At 53.2% G+C, this 12,774-nt stretch carries 11 protein-coding genes; 3 read left to right on the forward strand and 8 right to left on the reverse strand.

Annotation, left to right across the window (positions count from 1 at the left end; translation table 11 throughout):
• The 4 genes from nuoC to MC50_RS00790 form a co-directional block, all read right to left on the reverse strand.
• Nucleotides 1–1,809: an NADH-quinone oxidoreductase subunit C/D gene (nuoC, locus tag MC50_RS00765; RefSeq protein WP_004865102.1), complete on the reverse strand. Its 1,809-nt coding sequence runs from the start codon at nt 1,807–1,809 to the stop codon at nt 1–3.
• Nucleotides 1,810–1,898: 89 nt separating this feature from the next.
• On the reverse strand, nt 1,899–2,573 hold the full coding sequence (gene nuoB, locus MC50_RS00770) for an NADH-quinone oxidoreductase subunit NuoB (protein WP_002913178.1): 675 nt from the start codon (nt 2,571–2,573) through the stop codon (nt 1,899–1,901).
• A gap of 15 nt (nt 2,574–2,588) precedes the next feature.
• Entirely contained in the window at nt 2,589–3,035 is a 447-nt protein-coding gene (nuoA, locus tag MC50_RS00775) for an NADH-quinone oxidoreductase subunit NuoA (protein ID WP_004865103.1), read from the reverse strand.
• 650 nt (nt 3,036–3,685) lie between these two features.
• Nucleotides 3,686–4,612, reverse strand: a complete 927-nt coding sequence (locus MC50_RS00790; RefSeq protein ID WP_032695476.1) for a LysR family transcriptional regulator — start codon at nt 4,610–4,612, stop codon at nt 3,686–3,688.
• Between the two features lie 892 nt (nt 4,613–5,504).
• Here MC50_RS00790 and alaA point away from each other — a divergent pair.
• Together alaA and yfbR are read left to right on the forward strand one after the other, a co-directional pair.
• On the forward strand, nt 5,505–6,725 hold the full coding sequence (alaA, locus tag MC50_RS00795; protein ID WP_004865108.1) for an alanine transaminase AlaA: 1,221 nt from the start codon (nt 5,505–5,507) through the stop codon (nt 6,723–6,725).
• Between the two features lie 84 nt (nt 6,726–6,809).
• On the forward strand, nt 6,810–7,409 hold the full coding sequence (yfbR, locus tag MC50_RS00800; RefSeq protein ID WP_004865109.1) for a 5'-deoxynucleotidase: 600 nt from the start codon (nt 6,810–6,812) through the stop codon (nt 7,407–7,409).
• Between the two features lie 56 nt (nt 7,410–7,465).
• Here yfbR and MC50_RS00805 read toward each other — a convergent pair whose 3' ends face one another.
• The 4 genes from MC50_RS00805 to yfbV form a co-directional block, all read right to left on the reverse strand.
• Nucleotides 7,466–9,298: an SLC13 family permease gene (locus tag MC50_RS00805; protein ID WP_004865111.1), complete on the reverse strand. Its 1,833-nt coding sequence runs from the start codon at nt 9,296–9,298 to the stop codon at nt 7,466–7,468.
• 76 nt (nt 9,299–9,374) lie between these two features.
• Entirely contained in the window at nt 9,375–10,034 is a 660-nt protein-coding gene (locus MC50_RS00810) for a sugar phosphatase (RefSeq protein WP_032695611.1), read from the reverse strand.
• A gap of 11 nt (nt 10,035–10,045) precedes the next feature.
• Nucleotides 10,046–10,540 (reverse strand): YfbU family protein, encoded by a 495-nt coding sequence (locus tag MC50_RS00815; RefSeq protein ID WP_004865120.1) that lies wholly within the window; start codon nt 10,538–10,540, stop codon nt 10,046–10,048.
• An 86-nt stretch (nt 10,541–10,626) separates the two neighbouring features.
• The gene (gene yfbV, locus MC50_RS00820; RefSeq protein WP_004865125.1) at nt 10,627–11,082 is read right to left on the reverse strand and encodes a terminus macrodomain insulation protein YfbV; all 456 of its coding nucleotides are present in this window, start codon (nt 11,080–11,082) and stop codon (nt 10,627–10,629) included.
• Between the two features lie 337 nt (nt 11,083–11,419).
• Here yfbV and ackA point away from each other — a divergent pair, with 337 nt between their 5' ends.
• Nucleotides 11,420–12,622, forward strand: a complete 1,203-nt coding sequence (gene ackA, locus MC50_RS00825; protein ID WP_004865128.1) for an acetate kinase — start codon at nt 11,420–11,422, stop codon at nt 12,620–12,622.
• The last annotated feature ends 152 nt before the right edge of the window (nt 12,623–12,774 follow it).

Here is a 12,774-nt window from a genome sequence, read left to right on the forward strand (position 1 = left end):
TTAGCGGTCCACGTCTGACATAACAAAATCGATACTACCCAGATAAACGATCAGGTCGGATACCAGGCTGCCGCGAATCGCCGACGGGATCTGCTGCAGGTGCGCATAGCTCGGCGTGCGGATACGGGTACGATAGCTCATGGTGCTGCCGTCGCTGGTCAGGTAGTAACTGTTAATACCCTTCGTCGCTTCTATCATCTGGAAGGATTCGTTGGCCGGCATGACCGGGCCCCAGGAAACCTGCAGGAAGTGCGTAATCAGGGTTTCGATATGCTGCAGCGTGCGCTCTTTCGGCGGCGGCGTCGTCAGCGGGTGATCCGCCTTGAACGGGCCTTCCGGCATATTATCGAGACACTGCTGGAGAATGCGCAGGCTCTGGCGCAGCTCTTCGACTTTCAGCATCACGCGGGTATAGCAGTCGGATACACCGCCGCCAACCGGCACTTCGAAGTCAAAGTTCTCATAGCCAGAGTATGGACGCGCTTTACGCACGTCGAAGTCGATCCCGGTGGCGCGCAGACCGGCGCCGGTGGTGCCCCACGCCAGCGCTTCTTTCGCGCCATAAGCGGCGACGCCTTTTGAACGGCCGATCAGAATGCTGTTGCGCAGCGCGGCTTTCTCGTAAGAATCCAGACGCTTGGGCATCCACTCAAGGAATTCACGCAGCAGACGATCCCAGCCGCGCGGCAGATCGTGCGCCACGCCGCCGATGCGGAACCACGCCGGGTGCATACGGAAACCGGTAATCGCTTCCACCAGATCGTAGATCTTCTGACGGTCGGTAAAGGCAAAGAACACCGGCGTCATTGCGCCGACGTCCTGAATAAAGGTCGAGATATACAGCAGGTGACTGTTAATGCGGAACAGCTCGGAGAGCATAACGCGAATCACATTGACGCGATCCGGTACGGTGATCCCCGCCAGCTTTTCGACCGCCAGAACGTACGGCATCTCATTGACGCAGCCGCCGAGGTATTCGATACGGTCGGTATACGGAATATAGCTGTGCCAGGACTGACGTTCGCCCATCTTCTCAGCGCCACGGTGGTGGTAGCCGATATCCGGTACGCAGTCGACGATCTCTTCGCCATCAAGCTGCAGAACGATACGGAAAGCACCGTGGGCAGACGGGTGGTTCGGGCCGAGGTTGAGGAACATAAAGTCCTCGTTTTCGGTTCCGCGCTTCATGCCCCACGCTTCCGGTTTGAAAGTCAGCGCTTCCATCTCCAGATCCTGCTTGGCTTTCGTCAGCTCAAACGGATCGAATTCGGTGGCACGCGCCGGGTAGTCTTTACGCAGCGGATGGCCTTCCCAGGTCGGCGGCATCATGATGCGCGTCAGGTGCGGGTGGCCTTCGATATCAATCCCGAACATTTCCCACGTTTCACGCTCATACCAGTTGGCATTCGGGAACAGTTTGGTCAGTGTCGGCACGCGCAGATCGTTTTCAGACAATGCTACCTTGAGCATGACGTCACGATTGCGTTCAATAGAAATCAGGTGATAGAAAACGGAAAAATCCGCGGCGGGCAGCCCGTCACGGTGGGTACGCAGACGTTCGTCCATGCCGTGCAGATCGAACAGCATGACGTAAGGTTTTGGCAATTTCTTCAGGAAATCAACCACCTCCAGCAGCTGCTCGCGCTTGACCCAGACCACCGGAACGCCGGTGCGGGTAGGCTGAACGGTAAAGGCATCCGGCCCAAAACGATTGCGCAGTTCGCCGATCACCGGGTCATCGAGGTGATCGCGGGTTTGCCAGGCTGGTGCGGCGTCATGCGCATGTAAATCGGTCATATTGTTCACCATTGCAAAAGGTCCGTGGTGACTGCCGGGCGAGGCTTCGCGCTGTTGTAGATTGATTTGCGAAGTGTTATTCCGCCGCCCGCAGGCGCAAGTTAAATCTCGTCCGGTGTCCGCAGATTGGTCACTGCAATGCGTTCACCACGTTTACGCTCGCGTTCCGACTGCATGTTGGCGCGGTACACGCCCTGATCGCCAACCACCCATGAGAGCGGGCGACGTTCTTTACCAATGGACTCCTGCAGCAGCATCAGCGCCTGCATATAAGCTTCCGGACGCGGCGGACAGCCCGGGATGTAAACATCAACCGGAATAAACTTGTCCACGCCCTGGACGACAGAATAAATATCGTACATCCCGCCGGAGTTGGCGCAGGCGCCCATGGAGATAACCCACTTAGGCTCCAGCATCTGGTCATACAGACGCTGAATGACCGGCGCCATTTTGGTGAAGCAGGTGCCGGCGACCACCATCAGGTCCGCCTGACGAGGAGAAGCACGCAGTACCTCGGCGCCAAAACGCGCAACGTCATGCACCGCAGTGAATGACGTCACCATTTCAACGTAGCAGCATGACAGGCCGAAGTTGTAGGGCCAGATTGAGTTCTTGCGGCCCCAGTTCACCATGTCATGCAGCGCATGTTCGAGTTTCCCCATATACACGCTTTTATTGACTTCTTGCTCCAGGGGGTCGGTTACGATCTCCTGTTTCTGCAGGGGGTAACGGTCGTTCTCACCGTTAGGATCTATGCGGGTGAGCGTATAATCCATCTTATTGCCTCGCTTTTACTGCATATGACGGTTAGTGGGACTGTCTGTTTCTGAATTAACCAGCGTGCGACGGGAACGCGCAGGCGTCCAGTCCAGTGCGCCGATACGAACGAGGTAAACCAGACCTGCCAGTAGCACTAAAATGAAAATTGCGGCTTCCACAAAGCCGACCCAGCCGCTTTCGCGGATAGAAGTCGACCATGCGTAGAGATACAGAGCTTCCACGTCGAAGATAACGAAGAACATGGCAACCAGATAAAACTTCGCAGAAAGACGTAAGCGAGCCGAACCAACGGAGTCGATCCCCGATTCAAACGGCGTGTTCTTGCTACGCGCGCGCGCGCGACCGCCGAGGTACCAGCCCCCGACAAGCATCAGGCAGCACAGGCCGATGGCAATGATGAGAAATATAGCGAATGCCCAATGATGAGCGATGACTTCAGTGGATGTTGACATACGCATTGCTTAACCAAAAAAGTGTAGCGCTAAACCCTCTGCTCTTGCTGGCAGATGAACGCCACAGCGTTTCACGGGGAGGAATAAAAAAATAACCTTGCAAAAAAGCGTCCCTACTTAACGTAGAAGGCTGTATGCGGTGGCTTTTTACCCCTTTCTTTAACCTTTTGTCAACTTCAACAAAAGTTTTAACAACATTAATTTACATTAGATTTTTTTCATTAACATTAAATGCCCTTTTATGCGGAATAACCTTGCATACAAACCGGATTTAGTGTTGTTGAATCGTGTCCGTTTCTGGTGTAAATCAAAATTACCCGTCTATTTTGACAGGATTTAGCCTCGATTCCTCCCCCTAAGGAGGGGTATTTTTTTGATCTGTGACACGGTTTTGTTAATTAAACCTATAAAACAGCAACAATCCAGCCGGTTTTTTAACATTAGCATGAAGTATTGAAAGTGCAGGGAAAAGTCGGGGAGTGAGCGCCGCATTGAATGTAACTAACTGATAAACATACAAATAAAACAATAAAATATTAAAAACCCCTGTAAAATAAGAAAAAAAAGAACCGCAAGGCATAATTCAGACCTTAGCGGCTCATTTTTACACTTACAATTTGTTACCAGCTTTTTGTGATCTGTGTAACTAATTCCACTCAGGAAATGAGGGAATTATCTCCCCCTTCCGGGGTAAGCGCAGGCTCAGATGACCAGGGGGTATAATCCTGGGTCAGCGACTGGAAAATAGCCTGCGCCGACTCGCTTATCCTGTGCGCGTTACAGCTCAGCACATATTGCGTATCCGGCAGAACAGGAAGCCCCTCATTCTTGCCGACAACCCGTAGCTCGGGACTCATCATTTCTACCGGACGGGCGGTCACACCCAGCCCTGCTTTTACCGCCGCTTTGACGCCCGCAAGCGTCGAGGCGGAATGGGCCAGATGCCACGGCGCACTGGCGGCATTCAGCGCGGCAATGATGTCCTCACGGAACGGGCCTGGCTCTTCCAGCAGGATCAGCGGGATCGACTCCTCACGCGGCAACACATAATCAGCAGCGCAGTACCATAGCGTTGGCGAAGTGCGTAGGATCAGCGTATCGAAATCCGCGGCCTGGTGAGTCGTCAGCGCGAGATCAATCGCCCCGCTTGCCAGCCTGTCCACCGCTTCAGCATGATTAAGAACCTTAATTTCCAGCGTCAGTTTCGGGTAGAAACTGCCGATCCGGTTCAACAAAAACGGCAAAATAGTCTCGGCCGTTTCATCAGATGCGCCAATGGTTAAGATCCCTTGCAGGCCGCTGAACATCAGCGACATACAGGCTTCATCATTAAAACGCAGGATTTTGCGTGCGTAGCCCAGCAGTTGAATACCCTGCTCAGTCAGCAATTTATTGCGCCCATGGCGGGCAAAGAGCTCTTTTCCGACCAGCTGTTCCAGACGTTGCATCTGTTGACTTACCGCAGACTGAGTTCGGCATACCGCTGCTGCGGCAGCGGCAAACGTATTCAGATCGGCGACGGCAACGAATGTTCTCAGCAGATCGAGGTCGAGATTCAGTATCGGACGATTTGCATTTATCATATTTCTTCACTTACAGGTGGCGAATGCGGACCTGCCTTATTGACGCTGTGCTCCAGGTTTCCGGCTAATCCTTGAGCCTTGTGCCATTCACAAACGGAATGTGCAGCTGGATGAACGTTATTGCATGTGAAAGTACTCGCCCGCGACAAGTGCGCGAAACGTCTGAGTCATATATTGTTCGTAGTTCTACGCTTTCTATTACACCGTTTTGATTTCTGTGACGGCCTTCAAAAAAAGGCGTCTACGGCAAGTGATGTTGCCATCAGCATCCCGGCACATCCATTGTAAAAAGCGAAAAAATCAAACAAAAAAAAGCCTGCAATAACAATATATTAATAACTTAACCTGCCAAAAAACAGGTTCTTAATCGATATTAACGCCGGTATCCTAACCGAAAACGGAATTCTTTATAAGGTCTAATCATTATTATTAAAGCCAATTTTAAATTTTTTTTCATGACTTTAATTTAATTAACAAAAAGAAAATTCCAGATTGCGAAAAAATAAAAGCTTTTTAATTAATTAAATATTCTTATTAAGCATATTTAACATTACCGTTACAGCCACCACGTTCTACCCGTTATACGCCTTTTCATACCCACCTGCGTGCCATGCGCAAAAAATAACCTCCGGCACTACGCTCAGGACATCAAACCATATAAATGTTCACAAAACAGCGAATACAACACAATTATTGACCATTAAAATACCACTTAAAGGCATATTCTATAAAAGACACAGGCAATCAACAGACAAATCAATTAAACCAAAAAAATCACATAAGCAAAATCTTCTCCTGCTAACCCTTCAAAACCTCGGGGATGAAGAGTACATTGTTCCGTGCTGACTTCCACGGCAGGGAGTGGCGATAACAGCTAAAAGGTCAAAGATTCATGTCCCCTATCGAAAAATCCAGCAAGTTAGATAACGTCTGTTACGACATCCGTGGCCCGGTTCTGAAAGAGGCAAAACGCCTTGAAGAAGAAGGCAATAAAGTCCTGAAACTGAACATCGGCAACCCGGCGCCGTTTGGCTTTGACGCCCCCGACGAGATCCTTGTTGATGTTATTCGCAATCTGCCTACTGCCCAGGGTTATTGTGACTCTAAAGGCCTTTACTCGGCGCGTAAGGCTATCATGCAACACTATCAGGCGCGCGGTATGCGCGATGTGACGGTCGAAGATATTTATATCGGTAACGGCGTCTCAGAACTGATTGTTCAGGCCATGCAGGCGCTGCTGAACAGCGGCGATGAAATGCTGGTTCCGGCACCGGATTATCCGCTGTGGACAGCCGCCGTCTCGCTCTCCAGCGGCAAAGCGGTGCACTATCTGTGCGATGAATCTGCCGACTGGTTCCCGGACCTCGACGACATCCGCGCCAAAATCACCCCGCGCACCCGCGGCATCGTGATTATTAACCCGAACAACCCAACCGGGGCGGTGTACTCGAAAGAGCTGCTGATGGAGATCGTTGAGATTGCCCGTCAGCACAACCTGATCATCTTCGCCGATGAGATCTACGACAAGATCCTCTACGACGAAGCCCAACACCATTCGATCGCCGCACTGGCTCCCGACCTGCTGACGGTGACCTTTAACGGCCTGTCCAAAACCTACCGCGTTGCCGGTTTTCGCCAGGGCTGGATGGTACTGAACGGACCGAAGAAACACGCAAAAGGTTATATCGAAGGTCTGGAGATGCTGGCCTCTATGCGACTGTGCGCTAACGTACCGGCGCAGCACGCGATTCAAACCGCATTAGGCGGCTATCAAAGCATCAGCGAGTTTATCGTTCCCGGCGGCAGACTGTACGAACAGCGCAACCGCGCCTGGGAGTTGATCAACGAGATCCCCGGCGTTTCCTGCGTGAAGCCGAAAGGCGCGCTGTACATGTTCCCGAAGATCGACGCGAAGCGCTTTAATATTCACGATGACCAGAAAATGGTGCTCGACTTCCTGCTGCAGGAGAAAGTCCTGCTGGTTCAGGGAAGCGCCTTTAACTGGCCGTGGCCGGATCATGTGCGTATTGTCACCCTCCCGCGTGAGGACGATCTGGAAATGGCGATTTCTCGCTTTGGTCGCTTCCTCTCCGGCTATCACCAGCTCGGATAAACATTGCCCGGCCGCCGGTATTTGCATCCGGCGGCAATCCCTGCGCACAATAGGACCCGATGTTGTCACTGATTAAGGGTTGCTATGAGTCAGAGTCATTTCTTTGCCCACCTCTCTCGCCTGAAGTTAATTAACCGCTGGCCGCTGATGCGTAATGTACGCACCGAAAACGTCTCCGAACACAGTCTGCAGGTGGCGATGGTTGCCCACGCGCTGGCGGCGATCAAAAACCGGATGTTTGGTGGCAAGGTTAACGCCGAACGAATCGCCCTGTTGGCGATGTACCACGATGCATCGGAAGTGTTAACCGGCGATCTGCCGACTCCAGTCAAATATTTCAACTCGCAGATTGCGCAAGAATATAAAGCCATCGAGAAGATTGCCCAGCAGAAGCTTATCGACATGGTTCCTGACGAACTGCGCGATATCTTTGAACCGCTGATCGACGAGCATCGCTATAGCGAAGATGAGCAATCTATCGTCAAGCAGGCCGACGCGCTCTGCGCCTACCTGAAATGCCTGGAAGAGCTGTCTGCCGGCAACAACGAGTTTCTGCTGGCCAAGGGCCGGCTTGAGAAAACGCTGGAATCCCGGCGCAGCGAGGAGATGGACTACTTTATGCAGGTCTTCGTCCCGAGCTTCCAGCTGTCGCTGGATGAAATCAGCCAGGATTCCCCGCTGTAAATGTACTGTGCCCCGGCCTGCGCGATGCGTATCAGACCGGGGCTGCGCCGTGGCGGTTAAAACGGAAACAGTATCGGCACGAGCAGCACGCAAACCACCATCACCAACACGGTGAACGGCACGCCAATCTTCACAAAATCGCTGAAGGTATATTTTCCCGGTCCCAGCACCAGCGTATTTACCGGTGAAGAGACCGGCGTCATAAAGGCCGCCGAAGCCGCCATCGCCACCACCATGGCAAAAGGATAAGGCGAGACGTCCATTGATTTCGCCGCCGCCAGGGCTATCGGCGCCATCAGTACCGCCGTGGCGGTGTTGGAAATAAACAGACCGATAGTGGCGCACATCACGAACAAACAGCCCAGCATCACGTAAGGGCCTTTGCTGCCGGCGACATCCATCAATCCTTCCACCACCAAATCGACGCCGCCGGTTTTTTGCAACGCCAGTGCAAAGGGCATCATCCCGACGATTAATATAATGCTTGGCCAGTGAATCGCTTTATAAGCACTCTCAGCATTAATACAGCGGAACTTACCCATCAGCAGGCAGGCGATAATCGCCGCTATCGGGTTGGGGATCTCGTCGGTGAGCATCAGGGCGACCATCAGTACCAGGCAAAAGATGGCGTGCGGCGCCTGGCTGTGCGCGGGAGAAGCGTCATTTACTTCAACCGGCATGTTGAGGACCACAAAATCGCGACCGCGTTTCGCCAGTTGGCCGATGTGCCGCCAGTCCCCCACCACCAGCATAATATCGCCCAGTTGAAGCGACTCATCGACCACTGACCCATCAAGGGCTTTACCATCGCGCTTCAGGCCAACGATATTGAGGCCAAAGCGGGTACGAAAACCGATTTCGCGCACCGTTTTGCCGATCAGCTCTGAGTCGGGAATCAAAGATACCTCCGCCATGCCGACATCCAGCGCCTGGTCAGCGAAATATTCGCCGCGCAGCACCATTGGTTCGAGCATTTGCTCGCCGCAGAACTGGCGTAAATCAACGTCTGACGCCGACATGTCGATCAGCAGCACGTCGCGGGCGCGAAACTCGGACACACCGTTCACGTTGACGATAACCCGGCGAAAACGGCGCCAGCGCTCTACGCCGATCACGTTGGCGCAGTAACGTTCACGCAGCTTGAGGTCATCAAGCCGCTGGCCGATCATGGGAGAACCCGGACGAATGGCCAGACGGCGGGCCCGGCCGGTCAAGTGGTACTCTTTGATTAAATCGCGAAAGGTGCTCCTTTTGCGCCCGTCCCGCGCATGGTCGCTCTCCCCGCCTCTGAGCATAAAGCGCACCGCCAGCATATAGACGACGCCCAGCAGCAGCACCACCAGGCCAATCGGCGTGACGCTAAAGAAGCTGAATCCATGTAGCCCTTCACGTAACAGTTCACTGTTCACCACCAGGTTCGGCGGCGTAGCGACCAGCGTCATCATCCCGCTGATGAGCCCGGCAAAGCTAAGCGGCATCATCAGGCGCGATGGCGACGTATTCATCCGCATGGAGACGCTGAGCACAACCGGAATAAAGATAGCGACCACGCCGGTCGAGCTCATAAAGGCGCCCAGTCCGGCGACGGTCAGCATCAGAAAGACCAGCATTTTTGTTTCGCTGTTGCCGGCCACGCTCACCAGCCAGCTGCCGACATTGGTAGCCACCCCGGTACGGACCAGACCATCGCCGATAATAAACAGCGCCGCAATCAGGATCACGTTCGGATCGCTAAAACCCGAGAACGCTTCGCTGAGCGTCAGCGTATCGCTGAGGACAAAGGCGACTATCACCAGCAGCGCAATCGCGTCCATGCGCACTTTCCCGCTGGCAAAGAGCACGACCGCGACGGCAAGAAGAGACAACACCCAAATCAGTTCACCGTTCACAACTTATCCTTGTCTGAAGATGGAGCCGGAATTTTTGCATAAAAAAGCCCCGGCCATGCGGGGCTACATCATGAGATCACGCTTTAAGAGCGACATTCACCCTACCGTCCGCCAGCTTCTCAACCGCCAGGCTTTCAAGGCTGGTCAGCACAAAATCAGCTTCATTGAGACGGGGCGCATCCGCCGGCATATTCACGGCGATGGTATGACACCCGGCGGCCAGACCGGAAAGTAGCCCGGCAGGCGCATCCTCCACCACGACGCACTCCTGCGGCGCCAGTCCCAGCAGTTCCGCTCCAAGAAGGTAGGCATCCGGCGCCGGTTTACCATGCTTCACGCGCTCCGCGGTGACGAAGACTTTGGCCTCAGGCAGCCCCGCGGCGCGATGGCGGGCGTGAGCAACGGGCACCGAACCAGAGGTGACGATGGCCCACGGGATCCCCGCCTCATCCAGAGTGGTCAGCAGCGCCACCGCCCCCGGCAGCGCCGTGATACCATCGGTATCCGCCGCTTCCACCGCTTCAAGACAGGTGAACTCCGCCTGAATTTCCTCTTCACTGCGCCCCGCTAAAAAATGGCGTAAAGAGGTTATCGCCTGCTTGCCATGAATGAAGTTCAGCACCTCATCGTGCGGGATGTCGAAACGATCCGCCCATTTGCACCACGAGCGCTCCACTACGGGTAATGAATCGACTAACGTCCCGTCAAGATCAAACAGGAAACCTTTACACTGCACGGAAACCTCCATCAGGCATTAATAATTTGATTAATTTCGTTGCTGCTTAAATGGTACTGACGCGGGCAAGCGTGCCAGGCGTTGAGCATCCGCTGATATTTATCCCACATCGGTGTCTGTGAGTTAAAGCCATGGGTGCCGGCGTCAAAGTGGCTGTAGCGCCCCTCAACGTTGACGATAAAGCGAACGTAGCCGAGGAAGCGCGCTTCGGTTGCGACATCAAATCCGAGGAAAGTGACCCGGCGTTCGTCGATTTCACTTGCGTCCTTCAGGTTCGTCCAGGAGACATGCAGCGCATGATACATTTCCATAATATCAATGATGGTACGGCAGGTTTCTTCCGTTAGCTGGCCAAACTCGCGATCCAGTTCGCGCATTTGCAATCCGTATCCACGCTCAATGATGGTCTGTAGACGGCGGTAACGTTCAGCGTTGTCCGGGTCGAGCATCGTCATCATCTTGTACTGATTAGATAAAATCAGACGCTGCGCATTGGTCATTTCCATTTTTTGACTCCTGTAGCACTTTACGGCGTGAAAAAAGAAGGCGCATTAATCATGCGCCTTCTTTTATATGCGTTTTCCTTAGTGAATTACAAATCATCAAGGAAAGTTTTATCCAGTTGTTTGAAGGCGCGCTTAAGCGTGTCAGCTAATGCCTGATAATCCGGCTTACCGTCGACAGGCGCCAGCGCCTGTCCTGCCTCCTGCAATTTGCCACGCACTTCATAAAACCAGTTCAGTACCGATGGCGGCAGCGGCGTCACCGAACGCTTTCCCAGCCACCATAATCCCTGCATCGGCAAACTCAAGGCAAATAGCGCAGTCGCCACCGCCGGACCAAGCTGCCCACCCAGCGCGATTTGCCAGCACAGCGTAAAGACCGCGATCGGCGGCATGATGCGGATAGCGTAACGGGTGGCGCGAATAATGCGGTTTTCAATAAATACCGGGGCGAGGCGTTTGTCCAAAGGCCAGGTCTTTGCGTAGTGCTGCCCGCGGCGGAACAAGCTAAAGAAGCTGACGGGACGATTATCGGGGGTCGACATGGCTTTACCTCAACTTTACATATAAAACTTAAAAAATTCGTGCAAAACACCAACTGTGCATGACAACGTTCAAAACATTTTGGCAATGGCTGCGGCAATCAGGTATCCTGTGCCCGCCTGAAAGGGCGATAGACCCTTTGACCAGGTTAGTCAAATTATCGCACATTCTGCCATTGGCTGAAAATTATCCAAAATGGCATAAAATCAAATGTACTTCTCCCATCGTGCCCGAAAACAGAACAAGGCATGATGTTAATCATAAATGTCGTTGTCATCCTGCGCTACGCTTTGTGACACACTGACGTTTTTTTAGCCACGTATCATAAAAGGTACTTCCATGTCGAGTAAGTTAGTACTGGTTCTGAACTGCGGTAGCTCCTCACTGAAATTTGCTATCCTTGATGCCGTAAACGGTGACGAATATCTGTCTGGTTTGGCCGAATGTTTCCATCTTCCTGAAGCACGTATTAAGTGGAAAATGGACGGCAGCAAACACGAAGCAGATTTAGGCGCTGGCGCCGCTCACAGTGAAGCGCTTAACTTTATCGTTAACACTATTCTGGCACAAAAACCAGAACTGTCTGCTCAGCTGACCGCAATCGGCCACCGTATTGTTCACGGTGGTGAAAAATACACCAGTTCCGTGGTCATTGATGATTCTGTTATCCAGGGCATCAAAGATTCCGCCTCTTTCGCTCCGCTGCACAACCCGGCTCACCTGATCGGTATTGCTGAAGCGCTGAAATCATTCCCGCATCTGAAAGAGAAGAACGTTGCCGTGTTCGACACCGCGTTCCATCAGACAATGCCGGAAGAATCCTATCTGTATGCCCTGCCGTACAGCCTGTACAAAGAGCATGGCGTACGTCGCTATGGCGCACACGGCACCAGCCACTTCTACGTAACTCAGGAAGCGGCTAAGGTCCTGAACAAGCCGGTTGAAGAGCTGAACATCATCACCTGCCATCTGGGCAACGGTGGTTCTGTTTCCGCTATCCGCAACGGTAAATGCGTTGACACCTCTATGGGTCTGACCCCGCTGGAAGGTCTGGTCATGGGTACCCGCTCTGGCGACATCGACCCGGCTATCATCTTCCACCTGCATGACTCCCTGGGCATGAGCGTTGATGCTATCAACAAAATGCTGACCAAAGAGTCTGGCCTGCTGGGTCTGACCGAAGTCACCAGCGACTGCCGTTATGTTGAAGACAACTACACCGATAAAGCCGATGCTAAACGTGCAATGGACGTTTACTGCCATCGTCTGGCCAAGTACATCGGTTCCTACACCGCGCTGATGGACGGTCGTCTGGATGCCGTTATCTTCACCGGTGGTATCGGTGAAAACGCAGCGATGGTTCGTGAACTGTCTCTGGGCAAACTGGGCGTTCTGGGCTTCGAAGTTGATCACGAGCGTAACCTGGCTGCCCGTTTCGGCAAGTCTGGCTTCATCAACAAAGAAGGCACCCGCCCGGCTCTGGTTATCCCGACCAACGAAGAGCTGGTTATCGCGCAAGACGCCAATCGTCTGACTGCCTGATTCCACACCGCCAGCGATAGCCCTGAACCACTCGAGTTGCAGGAAGGCGGCGATGCCGAAAATCCCCAGGAGCGTACAAGTAGTACGTGACTGGGGTAAACCGGGAAAGCCAACGCACATGCTGCTTGAAATATAACGGGAAGCTGGTGGTG

It is taken from the genome of Klebsiella planticola (assembly GCF_000783935.2).
Classification (GTDB): Bacteria; Pseudomonadota; Gammaproteobacteria; order Enterobacterales; family Enterobacteriaceae; genus Klebsiella; species Klebsiella planticola.